This window comes from Micromonospora sp. CP22, assembly GCF_009712475.1.
Taxonomy (GTDB): domain Bacteria; phylum Actinomycetota; class Actinomycetes; order Mycobacteriales; family Micromonosporaceae; genus Micromonospora.
Genome location: NZ_VCJO01000002.1, coordinates 65,422 through 81,553, shown reverse-complemented (window position 1 = coordinate 81,553; position 16,132 = coordinate 65,422). Strand labels below are relative to the sequence as shown.

Here is a 16,132-nt window from a genome sequence, read left to right as displayed (position 1 = left end):
AACGCAGTTCATCAGGCACAGTGGGGCGGCATGAGCACCTTGCGGGCATTGGCGGCGGCACAGGCAGTGGCTTCGGGCGTGGCCCAGCCGGTGGCCACCGTCCGGCATCTGCACCTGTCGCGGCGGCCGTTGGTGCTGGTGCCGCTGACGATGGCCGGGGAGGCCAACGCCCCGCTCGCCGTGCTGGTCGGCTCGACACCCGGCGAGGCACGGCTGTTGATCGTGCCGCAGCCGCGTAACCGGGACCAACGGTTCGCGTTCGCCGCCGAGCTGGCCGAGATCGTCCTGCCGTACGTCGACGGGCACCGCACCGCGAACGAGGCGATCAGCGTGAACCGGGGCCGGGACGTGCGGTACCGGTATCTCGACGCCCCGCAGTTGCTGGTGCCGAATCCGGCGGGGGTGACCTTCCTGCGGCTGCTCGGTCGGTCCACCCGGTTCCGTCGGGTCGACGGTGAGTACCCGGTGCCGCCGCAGGTGCCGCTGCTGGGCCGTTGGCTGACCTTCTTCGCCGAACGAGCCGAGCATCCCGGCTCGTCGGCGCTGGTGGCGATGACGCAGGCGTTGACGCTGCACTGGGCGACCGGGCAGAGCGCGGTGGAGGATCTGCACCTGCCGGCGTTGCTGGGATGGATCGCCCCACTGGCCGGGCTGTCCGGCCCCGAGGCAGCGGCCCTGGCCGAGGACCCGTCGATCTGCCCGCCGGCCGGTCCGGCCACCGATCCCGAGTTCGACAACCGGTTGCTGGCGCCGGCCATCGCGGCGTACGCCGAGGCCGAGGGCGACGAGGCGGCGCGCGTCGAGGCGTACGCGGAGCTGGAGAGGCTGCTGCGGAGCCAGCTGACGCCCACCTGGGAGCTGATGTGGCGCGGCGTGGGGTTGCTGCGTGCCCTGCCGCCCGGTGCCCGGGTCGCGACGCGGTGGGACGGTGACCGGGACGCTTTCACCGCCCACGTGGAGCACCTGGACGAGGACGGGCCTCCGCAGCCGCGCCGCGACGGCGCGGTGGCCGCGGCGGCCCGGCTGCACCGCCTGGAGCGGGCGGCGGCGGCCTACGCGGTGCAGCGCGCCTACGACGACCCGCTGGTGATGGCGGAGTATCGGCTGACCGGGGAGGCGTTCGTCGGCGAGGTGCTGCTGGCCGACCCGACCCGGATCGACGACAGCGGTCGGCGGCCGGTGCTGCGCCCGCGCATCCAGTTGATGACCACCGAGTCGGTGCTGCTGCCGGTCGGCGCGACCCTGTCCAGCCCGACCCGTCCCGGGCAGAAGGCACGCCTGGTGTCCGTCACCCCGGCGGCCGACGGCAAGACCGAGGTGGTGCTGGAACTGTCCGGTGGGATGGGACGCGGCCTGACGGCCAGTCCGGGCAGCGTGCCGGAGGTGGGGGAGCGGATCTGCTACACCGTGCTCAGCGACGCGTACGTGCCGGGCGCGGCGTTTCCGGCAGTCGAGGAGACCCCGTGGACCCACGGTGGTCCACCCGCGACCGGACTGGCGTCGCCCGACGAACAATGGGCGTGACCGTCGGCCGCGCTGCGGGCGGCACCGTGATTCCGTGACCCAGCGTCACCAGCCGTCCGCCACCCAACCTGCACCTGTCACCCCTTTGCTCTGCTTACCTATACGCACTGGTTGCTCTGCGTGATCCCGCTGGTTACGAGATCATCGACGTCGCCCCAGCTGGCAGCGGGGTTGCGTGGAGTGAAGCAGAGCAAAGCGTGGAGTCGGCGGAGATGGCGGGGCCAGGAACGTCGCTCTGAGTTACGAAACCGGGCCATCACTAACGGTCACGGCGGGCTCGGCTCGGGGGTGAGGCGGCACCGGGCGGAGGTAACGGAGACACCGGGAGCGCCGCTGTCTACACAGTAGACGGTTGGAACGGTGGACTCGGATGGCGGTGGATCTGGCGGCGCGGCTGCGGGCGTGGCTAGGCTTTCGGGGTTTGCCAGTGCCAGCTCCTCACCGTCGAGGGTACGCACGAGAAGAGGCCGGAGCGATCGCTGTGTCGCGGAGGGACGTCGAGCAGGTAGCCGCGCGCTTGCCCGGACAGGGCCGGGTCGGCCGTGCGGGGCTGATCGTCGCCGGCGCCGTCGTCACGGCCGAGGCGATCTGGCTGGTGTCGGGCCTGCCCAACGGCGCGTTGGTCAGTGATCTCGGTGCGCTCACGGTGGCGGGCGTGGCCGCAGTGGCCTGTGTCGGTGCGGCCCGTCGGCATCCGGCGACGTTGCGTCGATTCTGGCTCCTGCTGGCCGCCACCATGGCATTCTCGTTCGCCGGCCGGGCACTGTGGACGTCGCAGCGACTGCTCGGGGAGAGTCTGCCGCACACCCTGCCCGTCGGGTTGATCTTCGCAGCCAGCCTGCTGACCGGCACCGCTGCGCTGTTCTGCTCGACCACCGCGCCGCACACCACGGTGGGTCGGGTCCGGGCCCTGCTCGACGGGTTGATCGTCGGGCTGGCGCTGGTCCCGATCGGTTGGCTGCTGGTCTTCCGCAACGTCAACCTGGCCGACCTCGACGAGCCGTTGCGCACCGCCGGCCTGCTCTACCCGATGTTCGACCTGATGCAGCTGACCATCCTGATCGCGGTGGTCGGCCCCCGTCGGCCGGTCTGGCAGCCGATGACCGTGCTCGGCGTGAGCTTGACGGTACGGGCGGTGGCGGACGCGTTCTACGTGTCGCTGGTGGCCGCCGGCACCTACCAGACCGGCACCCCGATCGACGTGTTCTGGCCACTGAGCTACCTGCTGATCGTGGTGGCGGCCCGGATGGCCCCACCACGGGACCACGTCCCCGACGAGGAGGCCGGGGAGTTGCCGTTGCCGCCGTGGCGGCGGGTGGTGCTGCCCTACCTGCCGGTGGGTGGCGCGATCGTGGCGACGATGTTCGCCCGCGACGCCGACGGCCACACCCCGCTGCCGATCTTCCTGGCGATGATGGCGTTGTTGGCGGCGCTGGCTCTGCGGCAGGGGCTGGCGGCCAACGAGAACCGGCGTCTCGTGGTGCAACTGCGCCGGCTGGCCTACGTCGACCAGCTCACCGGGCTGCCGAACCGGCTGGCCTTCATCCGCCGGCTGCGGGGCGCGTTGCGCGGCACCGACCGGGTCGCGGTGCTGCTGCTGGACCTGGACGGGTTCAAGCAGGTCAACGATCGGTTCGGGCACACCACAGGCGACACACTGCTGTCCGGCCTGTCCCGGCGGATGCGCCGGGCGGTCGGCGACGACGGCATGATCGCTCGCGTCGGTGGTGACGAGTTCGCCGTGCTGGTCACCGACGGGCGGCCGTTGACGCCGGAACGACTGGCCGAGCGGTTGCTGGCGGCGCTGCAACCCTCTCCCGGAGAGGAACTGGTCGGGGTGCACCCCTCGGCCAGCATCGGCATCGCCGAGTACGGCCCGCAGCACATCTCCCACACCGATCTGCTGCGCGACGCCGACATCGCCATGTACGCGGCGAAGGCGGCCGGCAAGTCCGCGTACCGGCGGTGCACCCAGGGGCTGCGGGAGTCGGCGGTGAGCCGGGCCGAGCTGATCGCCGACCTGCGGCGGGCCGTGGACGAGGAGCAACTGCACCTGGAGTTCCAGCCGATCGTGGACCTGGCCACCGGGGAGGTACGCAGCGCGGAGGCGCTGGTGCGATGGCGTCATCCCCGGCTGGGCATGCTCAGCCCGGCCCGGTTCCTGCCGCTGGCCGAGGAGACCGGACTGATCATCGCGATCGACCGGTGGGTCATCCACGAGGCGTGCCGGGCGGCGGCCACCTGGCAGGACCAGGTGCCGGCGGCGACGGTGGCGGTGAACATCGCCGCGTCGCATCTGCGCCGACCCGACCTGATCGCCACCGTCACCGAGGCCACGGCGGGTGCCGGGCTGGCACCACGGGCACTGACCCTGGAACTGACCGAGTCGGCGCTGATCGAGGGCAGCGACGCGGTGCTGGACCGGCTGCGGCAGCTGCGGGAGCTGGGCATCCGGATCGCCATCGACGACTTCGGCACCGGGTACTCCTCGCTGAGTTACCTGCACCGGATCCCGGCGACCGAGTTGAAGATCGACCGCTCGTTCGTGGCCCGGATTCCCGAGGACGCGCGGGCGTACGCCACGGTGGAGATGGTGGCCCGGTTGGCCGACGCGTTCGACCTGGCCGTGGTGGCCGAGGGGGTGGAGACGCAGCGGCAGCACGACGCGGTGGCGGCGATCGGCTGCGTGCAGGGGCAGGGCTACCGCTACGGTCGCCCGACGGCGTTGGCCGAGCTGCGCACCGTCCTGGCAGGAACCGACCCGCCGGAGGTGACCGGCGTCGCAGAATCGGGCTTGACCCTCACGTAACGGCAGGCGGGACCGTGGTTCCGGAAGGGGGGGGGAACCATGGCTCACACGGTTGGCCAGGTGGCGAAGCTCGCCGGCGTGACGGTCCGGACGCTGCACCACTACGACGAGATCGGTCTGCTGACGCCCAGCGGGCGGAGCGGCTCGGGATATCGCCGCTACTCCGAGGCGGACCTGGAGCGGTTGCAGCTGATCCGGTACTACCGCGAGCTGGGGTTCCCGTTGGACGAGATCGCCGTGATCCTCGACGACCCGGTGAGTGGCCCAGGAACGCACCTGCGCCGCCAGCACGAGCTGTTGACCACACGGATCAAGCGCCTTCAGGAGATGGTCGCGGCGATCGAACTCGCGATGGAGGCGAGCAGGATGGACATCCGACTGACCCCGCAGGAGCGGTTCGAGGTCTTCGGTGGCTTCGACCCGGACGCGTACGCCGAGGAGGCGGAACAGCGCTGGGGTGGCAGCGAGGCGTACCAGGAGTCGAACCGGCGGACGTCGGGCTACCGCAAGGAAGACTGGCAGCGGTTCAAGGCGGAGACCGAGGACTGGGGGCGGCGGATCGTCGCGTTGCTGGCCTCGGGCGCGCCGGCCGACGGGCCGGAGGCCATGGAATTGGCCGAGGAGCACCGGCAGCAGATCAGCCGGTGGTTCTACGAGTGCTCGTACGAGATTCACACCGGGCTGGCCGACATGTACCTGGCCGACGAGCGGTTCACCGCGCACTACGAGGCGATGGCTCCCGGCCTGACGGAGTTCGTGGCCGAGGCGATCCACGCGAACGCGATCACCCGTGCCTGATCGGGCGTACGCTCCGGCGTCGCGGAACCACCGTATCGTCCGTATTGCTCCATCGATCGGGTAATTCGAGCACTTCTGGCCGTGTCCATGCCGGTGCCCGCACCCGTTAACACTGTGACACCCCATTAGGTGGCCTGCGGTTGGTGGCATGCGCGGCGAAGGAGTCGGCGTGGCAAGGACTGATTCGACGGGTTCGACATGGCGGTACCGGTGGGCGCGCCGGCAGAACGAGCGCCGGCTGCGGTTGTTCCGCAGCGCCGAGGGGACCTGGCGGCGACGCGACGACGAACTGCGCCGTCTGCGTACGCTCGCCGAGCAGTGCCAGGGATCAGCCGCAGCCGGTGACGGCCTGCCCTTGGAACTGGCCCCCGACGAGGTCGTCCTCCGGGTGGCACCGGCCGCGCAACTGGTGGAGATGCGGCACGACGCCGTGCTTCCGGCACCCGACCTGACCGTCGGCGTGTCGACCGGTCGGCTGCGGCGACGCCTGCCCGACGGGGTACGGGTCACCGACGCCGGCATGGCGGTGATCACCAACCGTCGGCTGGTGCTGCTCGGCGGCCGGGGTCGGCGCGACTGGGCGTACGGCAAGATGACCGGTCTGGCGCACGACCCGCACGCCTCGGTAACCCTGATCCAGGTGCTGGACCGGCGGCGGACCTCCGGAGTGTTGTTGCGCCCGGACGTCGCGGTCGAGTTCCGGTTCGTGCTCACCCTGGCCTTCGCCGACGCCATCGAGCAGCGTCAGGCGGTTGTCGACCAGCTCGACGAGTTGATCAGTGAGCACGCCCGGCTGCGCCCGTCCCGTCCCGGCATCGCCACCCCCGGGCAAGCCCGGCTGTCGGCACTCATCCCCGGCGGTCGCCGCACCGCGGTGGTCGCCGCCGCGCTCGCCGTGATGGTGCCGGTGGCCCTGGCCAACTCTGGGTCATCCGATCCGACCGGCACCGAGCCGGCCGTGGCCGCCGCGGCGAGTGCCCCGGCGACACCCCGGGCCACCGGCTCCGCGACACCCCGCGCCACCGGCTCCGCGAAGCCGCGCAAGGCCAGCCCGAAGCCCGAGCGGCGCTGCGGTGCCCCGGAGAACCCGATGGGGTACGACTTCTGCGGCGGGAAACGGATCCGTGAGCCCGCCCGCGAGGTGTGCGACCACTTCGACTGCGTACCCGGATTCTGGGAGGGGCGCGGATACCTGGTGCAGTGTGAGAACGGCAAGGTCAGCCTGGCCGGGGGCAGCCCCCGGGCGTGCGGCCTGCACGGCGGCGTCCGCCGCACCGTCTGGGACTGACCAGGTCGGTCAGGGGGAGCCGGTGGGTGCCTCGGCGGCCAACCGCTCGGCGCGGCGCTGTCCCCACTCGCCCAGCGGACCCAGCGCCTCGTTGAGTGACCGGCCGTGCTCGGTCAGGGAGTACTCCACTTTCGGCGGGACCTCGCGGTAGACCTCGCGGTGGACCAGGCCGTCCTGCTCCATTTCCCGCAGGTGCTGGACGAGCATCTTCTCGCTGACCCCGGGCAGGCCCCGTTTCAGCTCACCGAACCGGCGGGTGCCGTAGTTGTCCAACTCCCACAGGATCAACGACTTCCACTTGCCGGACACCACGTCCATCGCGGCGTCGATCCCGCAGATGTACGGGCCGCGCCGGTCACCCGATGCCATGGATCCGCCTCCTTGGTAGCTGATCTCAATACTTACCTTCAGGTCAGTATCGAACTAAATAGTGGGTACTAGCCTCCTCGATCGTGGTCCCCAACCATGGTGATCGGCGCGCCCGTCAGATCACCGAACAAGGCAGGGGACCACCGGAATGACTGTCAGCACCACCTTCCTGGGACTGGGCGCGATGGGTAGCGCGCTCGCAGCAGCGGCGTTGGACGCGGGCCACCGGGTCGTCGCGTGGAACCGCACCGGTCACCGGGCGCAGAGCCTCGGCGCGAGTGGTGCCACCATCGCCGACAGTGCCGAGGAGGCGATCTCCGGTGCACGTACGGTCGTCGTCTGCCTCTTCGACGCCGCCTCCGTACGCGAGGTGCTCGAGCCCGTGGCGACCGGGCTGTCCGGTCGTACCGTGATCAACCTGACCACCACGACGCCGGACGAGTCCCGCGACCTCGCCCGCTGGGCCGAGGAGCGCGGCATCGACCTCCTCGACGGCGCGATCATGGCCGTCCCGGAGATGATCGGCGGCCCCGGTTCGACGATCTTCTACAGCGGCTCGGCAAGTGCCTTCACGAGCCACCGGCCCCTGCTCGACCTCTGGGCAGAGAGCAGCTACGTCGGGCCGGACCCGGGCATGGCGGCGCTCTACGACACGGCGATGCTCTCCGGCATGTACGCGATGTTCGCCGGCTTCCTGCACGGCGCGGCGATGGTCGGTTCAGCAGGGGTGTCGGCCGACGAGTTCGTCCGGCGGCAGGCCCCTTTCCTCGCCGCGATGACCGAGCAGTTGGCCGGCTTCGCCGCGACGATCGACGAGCAGGACTATCTCGGGCCGGGCCAGCAGAGCCTGCGGTTCACCGAGACGGCCCTCACCACGATCATGCAGGCCAGCACCGGGCAGGGCGTCCCCGACGAGGTTCTTCAGCCGGTGCACGATCTCGTCCGTCGGCAGATCGCCGCCGGTTTCGGCGAGCACGGCACCGCCCGCATCTTCGAGGAACTGAGGAGTGCCCGCTGAGCGGGTCCGGCCGGTCGTGGTCGGCCACGGTGACCAGGGGGCTGGACGGCCCCGTACGAGGTGAGCCGGGCCGGTCAGGGCAGTTCGGCGGCGTGGTCGGCCAGGCGGGACAGGGCAGGCACGGCGGCGCACAGCCGCTCCCGGTCGGCGGCGTCCAGATTGGCCAGGGCGGCGGCGAGCAGCTCGCGCCGGTGCTGGCCGTAGGCGGCGATGCGCTCGCGCGCCAGCTCGGTCAACTCCAGTCGGGCGGTACGCCGGTCGGCCGGATCCCGGTTCCGGTGCAGCAGGCCGGCATTGGTCAACTCGCCGACGAGGGTGCTGACCGTGTTCGCGGCGGTGCCCAGCCGCTCGGCGGCCTCCCGGACGCTGATCCCGGGCTGACGCTGCACCAGCCGCAGCACCTCGACCTGCGCGTCGGGCAGGGCGGCGCGTCCGGTCCGCTGGACGGCTCGACGGCGGAGTACCCGGTGTAGGTCGCTGAGGGCGGCACCGAGCTGGTCGAGCGTTTCGTCGGTCACAGTGCCGCCCTTCCACGCTGCAATAGCTCTGTAGGCAGAGCTATCGTAGCCGGACGCCCCCGGCAGCCCACCACGCCGTGGTGGCGCCGAACGCCGAGGGGACCACCGATGCCGCAGACCGACGCGCCCGTACGCCCGCCGGAACGCATCACCCCACCCACCGGCCGGGCCGCACTCGCCTTGCTGCTGCTGCTCGGCTGCCTCACCGCGATCGGCCCGCTGTCGCTGGACACCTACCTGCCGGCGTTCCCGGGGATGACCCGCGACCTGGCCGCCAGCCAGGCGCAGATCCAGCTCTCCCTGACCACCTGCCTGATCGGCATGGCCCTGGGCCAACTCGTCACCGGCCCGCTCAGCGACCGCTGGGGGCGGCGACGCCCGGTGCTGGTCGGCGTCGCCGCGTACGCCCTGTTGTCACTGGTCTGCGCGCTCGCGCCGTCAGCGGAGACGCTCGCGGCGGCCCGCTTCGCGCAGGGCTTCGCCGGTGGCATGGGTACGGTCGTCGCCCGCGCCGTCGTGCGTGACCTGTACTCCGGCCGAGCCGCCGCGAAGTACTTCTCCCGGCTGGTGCTGATCTTCGGCATCGCGCCGATGGTCGCACCCGCCCTCGGCAGCGTGGTGCTCACCGTCGGCGACTGGCGCACCATCTTCATCGCCCTCGCGCTGGTCGGCGCCGTGCTCGCCGCCGCCGTCGCGGCACGGCTGCCGGAGACCCTGCCTGTTGCCCACCGCAACACCGGTGGCCTGGCCGCGACCGCCGCCGCCGGCCGCACCCTGCTCACCGACCGCGTCTACCTCGGGTACGCGCTGACCCAGGGCCTCGCGTTCGCTGGACTCTTCGCCTACCTCTCCGGCTCGTCGTTCGTCCTCCAGGACGTCTTCGGCCTCTCCGCCGGTACGTTCAGCGTCCTCTTCGGACTCAACGCCCTCTCGTTCGTCGCCGTCGGCCAGCTCAACGCCCGCCTGCTCGACCGTTACGATCCCCGGCCACTGCTGGTCAGCGGCCTCAGTCTCGGCCTGCTCGCCGCCTGCGGTGTGCTCGCCGGGGCACTGCTGAACAGTCTGCCGACCGTGGTCGTCGCGCTCTTCGTCTTCCTCGGCTCGCTCGGCCTGGTGATGCCCAACGGCACCGCCCTCGCCCTGGACCGGCACGCCTCCCACGCCGGCACCGCCGCCGCCATGCTCGGCGGCATCCAGGCCGTGGTAGCGGCCAGCGCCGCGCCACTGGTCGGGCTCGGCGGGGAGGGCAGCGCGCTTCCGATGGCCGTGGTGCTCAGCGGCGCTACGGCTGCCTCCCTGCTGATGCTGCTCACCCTCGCCCGGGCGCGCTGACTCGTCTTGTTCCGGCTTGTCGCAGTCGGGGCGGCCTCGCGCGAGGCGGGCGACCCCCCCGCCCGACTTCGGGGTTGATCAAGAAGTTTTCGTCATAGTTGATCTCCCTGGAGACGAAAACTTCTTGATCAACTGGACGGCGCTTGGGTGGGAGTGGGATAGGGAACTCCCGGTGCCGCAAAGGGGGTAGCGGGCGGCACCGGGAGTTCTTGGTCAGGTCAGCTCAGCGGTGCGCCGCCGGGCTGGACCACGTTGTTCACCGTCAGGGTGTACGGCGCGTACTGCGTGACCTGCTCGGTCGGCTCGTCGTAGGCGACGATGGCGACCACCTTCGGGAAGGCGGTCAGCAGCGCCGTCTGGATCAGACCGAGGGTGAAGCCCGACTTGCCGTCGACCTCGACCTGGTAGGCCAGCTTGAGTTGCTCGTCGATGCCGACGAACCGGACGTTCCAGTTCGCCACCGGCGTCGGGTTGATCTCCGACGGCGAGTCGAACGGCTCCAGGCTCGAACCGTCGCTGACCAGCGTGCCGCCGACCGCGATGTCGTCGATCAGCAGACCGCCCTCGTTGACCCCGCCGTCGCTGACGTACCGGAAGCTGACCAGCACGTCCTGCCCGGCGTACGCGGACAGGTCGAACGAGTGCGGCTCGAAGCCGTCGGTGGTGCCGTTCAGCGCCGGACCGAGCGGACCGGCGACGGTCTCCTCACCAGGGATGATGGTGTAGGTCTTGCCGCCGTCGGTGGAGACGCTGACGTAGCCGTAGTCGTAGCCGGCCTCGGCGCCGTACTTCGCCAGGAAGGTCAGCGTCGGGTCGGCCGCCGGCACGGACACCTCGGTGACCGCCGCGACGTCCAGGCTGTTGCCGTTGCCGGACCACAGCACCGGGTTGCCGTTGCGGTCCGGGTCGTTGCTGACGACCTGCCAGGCCAACGGGACAGCGGGCAGCGTCTTCGCCCCCTGGAACTTGATCGAGCGCAGGTCACCCCGGCTCAGCGGCTTGCCGTTGGCCTTCTGCAACAGGACGTAGTCGGCACCGTTGGGTGCCGCGCCGGCAGTCGCGTGCGAAGCGGGGTTGGCCAGGTTCACCGTGGCGTTCAGGCTGGGCGAGGTGACTCGACGCTTGTCCACCCCGAGCGTGATGCCGAGCTTGGAGTTCCCGACGATCCGGTCCACCAGATTCATCGTCTGGTAGTCGTGGATCACCTTGTACATGTCCTTGACGCCTTCGGCCTTCAGCGCCGCCGCAAGGCTGTCGAGACCCTGACGCTCGCCGTCACGGTGCAGTCGGGAGATGAAGTCCAGGCCGTACCGGTCGTACAGGAAGAGGATGAGCGAGTACGCGTTGCCGTAGTCGGCGAGCACCCCGCTGGAGGTACTGCCCTCGTTCCACAGGTTGATCGAGTTCTCTGGGCCGCCGCAGTCCCGTGGATTCGTGTTGTAGTCCGTCTGGACGATGCCGAAGCCCTGGAAGCAGTGGATGTGGCTGTCCGTGCCGGGCTGGTCGACCCGGGCCGTGGCGTCGACGTACCCGGCGAGCGTCTGCGCGAAGTCGGCGAGACCCTCGTTCAGCCACACCGTCTCGAACGGGTCGGCGTAGTAGTGCGCCAGGTGCTGCCACTCGTGGATGAACGTGCCCTCGTACAGCTGCGGGCGGGCCGGCCGGCTGGTGCACAGGTCGTCGGTCGGCTCGTTCGGCGGGTTCACGCCGGTGCGGTGCGCCCAGTCGAACGCGTCGACCGTCATGATGTTGCGGTCGAGCAGCTCGTTGAAGAGCGAGAAGTGGAACCCGGCGATGTAGCTGGGGGCGGCCGGGAAGTCGTAGAAGTTGTCGTCGCGTACGTTGTCGACGAGCGTGACCGTCCGGTTGCCGGCGCCGGTGAAGTCGCCCGCGATCTGCGCGTTGCTGCCGTCCCGCTCCGGCGGGGTGCTGAACGCGGCGATCGACTTCGGGTACATGTTCGTGTCGAACTCGTGGACCAGGTGCGCGACCTGCTCGTCGGTCACCACCGTCGAGTTGGGGATCTGCCGGCGGCAGTCGCCCTCGGGGAACTCGGTGTCGTTGGCGACCCAGACCTCGATGTTGTCGCCAACGCCGCGCAGCGTGTAGTCCTTCAGGTAGATCACGCCCTGGTAGTCGTCCAGGGCGAGCCACTGCCGCACCGTACCGACCGGCGGCGTCTCGGCCGTGGCGGCCTTCGACCGGGCCTGGGTACGGGGCTGATACCTGGTCGGCGCCTCCAGGCGCTGCCCGTTGAAGGTGAAGTCCTTGCGGGTCAGCTCACGGACATCGCTGGCGATCCCCGTGGCCGGCGCCGGCACCGGCTTCACTGTCGCGGCCTCGGTGGCCGAGGCTGAAGTCGGCGCTGCGATGACGAGTAACGGTAGGACGATTGCGCTGGCTGCTATCCCCGCGAAGCGGCGTCGTGCCACGAAACCTCCTCATAGGTGGAAGACCACCGCCCCGGGATCGTCCAGGCGACGGTGATCTACGCACGCTGATCGAGCGCCTTCGTATCCTGTGCACGTCGCCATCGATCAGGCAACCCTTCGTCACAATCGATCGGCCTGTACGAACTGATCGGTAACAATTTGCGAAGATCACAATTGGATATCCGGCGATCCTGATCTCCGCGGATCGGCACGTCCGGGCTCGTACGGCTCACGCGTACGCGTACTGCGGTCGGAGCGACCCGGCGGCCGGACGGGTGGCGCGGCTGTCTCATCATGTCGCCATGATGATGTTGGCGGGCCGCCGGAAGAGGAAGCGGCGCTCCTGTAGCGATCCCGGGTGCGACGGCCTGACCGCCTGTGACTGCTCCCTGTTCTCCACCTTGCTGATCATGGGTGCGATGGCCGCCCTGGTGGTGCCGGCGCGCCTTGCCGACGGCGCCGGCCGTGCGGCCATCCTCGGTTACCGGCGGTGGCTGTCCCCGCGCTGGCCGGGGCAGTGCCGGTTCGTCCCCACCTGTAGCGCCTACGGTCTCGCGGCCGTCCAACAGCACGGGTTGGCCGTGGGCGGACGGATCGCGGCGGCGCGACTACGCAGCTGCACGTCCGACCTGCCATCGGCCAGCGCACCGCACCCCGGCCGTTGACTCAGCCGCGAGCGGCGCGTCACCGCCTCGACGTGTCGAGGCAGGACAGCGCCGCGTCCAGATGCGCCAGTGCCTGCTGCCGGATCGGCGCGTACTCCTCGACCGGGTAGCAGCGGGTGGCGTCCTCGGTGACCAGGATCAGATCCAGATACATCTGGTAGAGCCGCAGCCGGTCGCGTTCGGAGTCGGTCAGGTGATCCCGACCCAGGTAGCCGAGCAGCAGGCCGGGCACCCCGGCCGGGTCGGCGAAGACCGCCAGCGACACCAACTCGGCGATCGGGTCGCCGTAGAAGGCCCGCTCGCCGTCGATGATCCCCTCGACGGCGAAACCGTCGCCGTCCGGCCGGACGAAGATGTTGCCGTCCCACAGGTCGAAGTGGACCAGGGCCGGGCGGGTCACCTCGTCGAGCAGATCGGCATGCCGGTGGATGAGCCGACCGATGGTCTCCGCCGGTGCCGGCAACTCACGGTCGTAGGTCACGGCGTCGGCGAGGACGTCGTCGATGATGGTCAGGAACGAGGTCCGCCAACTCGTCGAACGGGTACGACCGTCCCGACGCGGATAGCCGAACAGATCCCCGGTCACCGTGTTCAGCCGGGCCGCGAGCGCGCCGATGCGGTGGCGCAGCGCCGTCTCCTGCGCCGGGCTCATCGCCGCCTTCGCGGTCTCGAACGACTCGCCACGTAACCGGTCCACGATCAGATACCCGACGTCGGGGTCCGCGGCGCGCAGCACCGGCAGCGGCAGCCCCACCTCGGCCGCGCGCCGGTAGAACTCGACCTCGGTACGCATCAACTCGAACTCGTACCGCAGCAGGGGTAGCTCCGGTGGCGGCGCGACCTTCATCACCAGTTCGCGACCGTCGGCCAGACTCACCCCGTAGGTGGCGTTGAAATAGCCGTCGGTGAACTCGACGACGTCGCTCAGCTCGACCTGGGCACCCAGGGCCTGCCGCAGCAGACCGGCGATCTCGTCCCGGGACAGATCGCGCTTGGTGATGCTCCGCACGCCGCGGAGCATCCCACCCGTGGGAAGACTTCCACAACCACCGATAAGTTGGATGGTCAGCGGAGTTCGACGAAGGGGCGGTTGAGGTGCGCGGTGGCGAGCACCGCGCGTTCGCGGCGGGCCGAGTCGAGCAGGTTGCGGCGGGTCAGCCGCGCCAGGTGCTGGTCAGCCTCGTATCGGTAGCCGACATCCGGGTCGGCGATCTGGACGGCGTGGACGAGCACGTCGCCGGTGACCACCACCTGGTCGTGGCGACCGCCCTCCACCAGCACCGACTGGTGACCTGGCGTGTGGCCGGGGGTGGGCACCACCCGGATACGGTCACCGTGCCGGCCCGCCGGGGTGCGAGGCCCAGCGCCCACGGTGTCGCCGCTGAGCACCACCGTGCCATCCACCGGATGCAGTCGCCCCGCCTCCCGCAACGGCCGCACCACGTACCCGATCATCTCGCTGCCGTCGGCTTCCAGCGCGTCGAGTTCACGCTGCTGCATCACGTACCGCGCGTTGGGGAACATCGGCACACCCTGGGCCGTGACCGCCCAGCCGGCGTGATCCTCGTGCAGGTGCGTCAGCACCACCGTGTCCACCCGCCGCACGTCGATTCCGTTGCCCGCCAACAGCTGCGGCAGCACCCCCGGCACCGGCGCCCACGCCGAGGCCGGGCTGCCCTGCGGCCCGACACCCGTGTCCACCAGCGTGTACCGGTCGCCGGGACGGCGGATCGCGTAGCAGCGGAAGTCCAGCTGCCAGGTCCGGTCCGGCCCGAACGCGGCCGGATCGATGCGCCGGGCCGCCGCCCAGTCGTTGCTCGACGCCCCGGAGAACGCCTCGTCGTATGGGAGGAAGAACGGCCCGGCGGCGTCGCGCAGCGCGAGCACCTCGAAACAGCCCACCGAGCGGACAGCCGGGCGCTCCGGCCGGATCGGTCCAGCGTGCGCCGGTCGGTCCGGTCCGGGCCGGGCGTGCGCCGGTCGGTGCGGTGCGGGCCGGGCGTGTGCCGACGCCGGTCCGGCGGTGAGGACACCGCCGCCCGCCGCCGCTGCCAGCAGCAGCGTCCGCCGGTTCACCGATCCCTGGGGGTACGACATGGAAACCTCCTCCTCCACGGGGTACGCCGGTCGACGTGCCCGGACCGGCGGGTGCCACATCAGGGAAGACGTCCCCGTCGTCGCGGCGGGAGGCCGTCTCTTTCCCCGACGTGGTCAGCAGACCAGCGGGTCGAGGGTGGGTGCCAAGCATTCGAGAGGCTTCTAATGTTGGGGCTGTGCTGACCCTGCACGTCGACGCGGACCGGCTCGTCCGGTCACGGTTCGCGCTGTCGCGGCTGGCGGAGGTCACCAACGCCCTGGAGGTGCTCGCCCACCCCGAACGGGCTCCGTACGCCCGCAACTGGGTGACCCACACCCGGCGGGCCGTCGCCCCCGACTCGGTCGACGTCCTGTTCCCGCTGGTCAACGCCGCCACCGGATACATCCCCGACTTCCTGTCCCCGCTGCCCGGCAGCTACGAGCCCACCCTCGATGAGGAACTCGCGGCGGTGGCGGCCACCACCGAGGCCGACGTCCACCGGCAGCTGCGGCTGGCCTTCCGGATCGGCTCGCCCCCGCCGACCCTGCTGGAGCGGAGCCCGACCGGATGCGACCCCCGGCCACCGCTGCCGGCCACGGTCGCCGAGGTCCTCGCCCGACGTGGTGAAGCGAAGCTGCTCACCCGCGTCGTCGATCAGCTCGCCTGCTTCTGGCGGCACACCCAGGCCGACCTGTGGCCCACCCTGCACCGGGTGCTCGACGAGGACATCCGGCACCGCGCCACAGTGGCCACCCGGACCGGGCTCGCCGACATCGTCCGTACCCTCGACCCGAGGCTCACCTGGGACGGCCGCCGGCTCACCCTCGACTCGCCCGCCGAACTGTCCCTCGACGCGACGCAAGGGCTCATCCTGTCCCCGTCGGCGTTCCTGCCCCGCCCAGCGGTGTATCTCGGCCCGCCCGGCCTGGTCATGATCGGTTACCCGGCGCGAGGGCGCGGCCAGGTATGGTCGCAGCCCGCGCCGGCCGGCGAGGAAACCGGCGTGCTCGGTGCCCGCCGAGCCGCGCTCCTGACCGACCTGAGCATGCCGCTGACCACCACCGAACTGGCGGCGCGACACCGGATCAGCCCGGCCACCGCGTCGTACCACCTGGGGCGGCTGCGCCGCGCCGGGCTCGTGGTGTCCCGGCGGGAAGGACATGAGGTGCGGTACGAGCGGACCCGCTCGGCGGTGCAGCTGCTGCGAGCACTGCGCGCCGGCGGCGACCCTCGGGGCTGAGGACTTCCTCGACGTACGCCTGCCGCCCACCTGCACCGACGAGGGCCTGCAGGCGGCGCTCG

At 70.8% G+C, this 16,132-nt stretch carries 13 protein-coding genes; 8 read left to right on the top strand and 5 right to left on the bottom strand.

All coding sequences use genetic code 11. From position 1 onward, the window contains the following. Positions 1–30 precede the first annotated feature (30 nt). The 4 genes from FF096_RS03855 (at position 31) to FF096_RS03840 (ending at position 6,419) form a co-directional block, all read left to right on the top strand. Positions 31–1,524, top strand: coding sequence for a hypothetical protein (locus FF096_RS03855; protein WP_155215031.1), 1,494 nt, complete (start codon positions 31–33; stop codon positions 1,522–1,524). A 517-nt stretch (positions 1,525–2,041) separates the two neighbouring features. After that, on the top strand, positions 2,042–4,333 hold the full coding sequence (locus FF096_RS03850) for a bifunctional diguanylate cyclase/phosphodiesterase (protein ID WP_230462274.1): 2,292 nt from the start codon (positions 2,042–2,044) through the stop codon (positions 4,331–4,333). A gap of 39 nt (positions 4,334–4,372) precedes the next feature. Continuing rightward, positions 4,373–5,131: a MerR family transcriptional regulator gene (locus tag FF096_RS03845; protein ID WP_155215030.1), complete on the top strand. Its 759-nt coding sequence runs from the start codon at positions 4,373–4,375 to the stop codon at positions 5,129–5,131. Positions 5,132–5,300: 169 nt separating this feature from the next. Further along, on the top strand, positions 5,301–6,419 hold the full coding sequence (locus FF096_RS03840) for a hypothetical protein (protein WP_309222622.1): 1,119 nt from the start codon (positions 5,301–5,303) through the stop codon (positions 6,417–6,419). Positions 6,420–6,428: 9 nt separating this feature from the next. Here FF096_RS03840 and FF096_RS03835 read toward each other — a convergent pair whose 3' ends face one another. Next, positions 6,429–6,788: a helix-turn-helix domain-containing protein gene (locus FF096_RS03835; protein WP_155215028.1), complete on the bottom strand. Its 360-nt coding sequence runs from the start codon at positions 6,786–6,788 to the stop codon at positions 6,429–6,431. Between the two features lie 148 nt (positions 6,789–6,936). Between FF096_RS03835 and FF096_RS03830 the strand changes: the two genes are divergently transcribed. After that, complete coding sequence (locus FF096_RS03830; RefSeq protein WP_155215026.1) at positions 6,937–7,806, top strand: NAD(P)-dependent oxidoreductase; 870 nt, start codon at positions 6,937–6,939, stop codon at positions 7,804–7,806. A gap of 74 nt (positions 7,807–7,880) precedes the next feature. Here FF096_RS03830 and FF096_RS26505 read toward each other — a convergent pair whose 3' ends face one another. Continuing rightward, positions 7,881–8,324 carry a MarR family transcriptional regulator gene (locus FF096_RS26505; RefSeq protein ID WP_309222621.1) on the bottom strand — a complete coding sequence of 148 codons (444 nt, stop codon included), beginning with the start codon at positions 8,322–8,324 and terminating at the stop codon, positions 7,881–7,883. Positions 8,325–8,432: 108 nt separating this feature from the next. Here FF096_RS26505 and FF096_RS03820 point away from each other — a divergent pair, with 108 nt between their 5' ends. Continuing rightward, positions 8,433–9,656: a multidrug effflux MFS transporter gene (locus tag FF096_RS03820; protein ID WP_155215024.1), complete on the top strand. Its 1,224-nt coding sequence runs from the start codon at positions 8,433–8,435 to the stop codon at positions 9,654–9,656. 218 nt (positions 9,657–9,874) lie between these two features. On the opposite strand, the gene FF096_RS03815 is transcribed toward FF096_RS03820, so the two are convergent. Further along, entirely contained in the window at positions 9,875–11,977 is a 2,103-nt protein-coding gene (locus FF096_RS03815) for a choice-of-anchor J domain-containing protein (protein WP_309222620.1), read from the bottom strand. A 521-nt stretch (positions 11,978–12,498) separates the two neighbouring features. On the opposite strand from FF096_RS03815, the gene yidD reads away from it, so the two are divergent. Then, complete coding sequence (gene yidD, locus FF096_RS03810; protein ID WP_375335282.1) at positions 12,499–12,753, top strand: membrane protein insertion efficiency factor YidD; 255 nt, start codon at positions 12,499–12,501, stop codon at positions 12,751–12,753. Positions 12,754–12,772: 19 nt separating this feature from the next. On the opposite strand, the gene FF096_RS03805 is transcribed toward yidD, so the two are convergent. Together FF096_RS03805 and FF096_RS03800 are read right to left on the bottom strand one after the other, a co-directional pair. After that, positions 12,773–13,762 carry a phosphotransferase family protein gene (locus FF096_RS03805; protein ID WP_196222444.1) on the bottom strand — a complete coding sequence of 330 codons (990 nt, stop codon included), beginning with the start codon at positions 13,760–13,762 and terminating at the stop codon, positions 12,773–12,775. A gap of 56 nt (positions 13,763–13,818) precedes the next feature. Next, positions 13,819–14,850 carry an MBL fold metallo-hydrolase gene (locus FF096_RS03800; RefSeq protein ID WP_230462273.1) on the bottom strand — a complete coding sequence of 344 codons (1,032 nt, stop codon included), beginning with the start codon at positions 14,848–14,850 and terminating at the stop codon, positions 13,819–13,821. Between the two features lie 176 nt (positions 14,851–15,026). On the opposite strand from FF096_RS03800, the gene FF096_RS03795 reads away from it, so the two are divergent. Further along, positions 15,027–16,070 carry a DUF5937 family protein gene (locus FF096_RS03795; protein WP_309222619.1) on the top strand — a complete coding sequence of 348 codons (1,044 nt, stop codon included), beginning with the start codon at positions 15,027–15,029 and terminating at the stop codon, positions 16,068–16,070. The last annotated feature ends 62 nt before the right edge of the window (positions 16,071–16,132 follow it).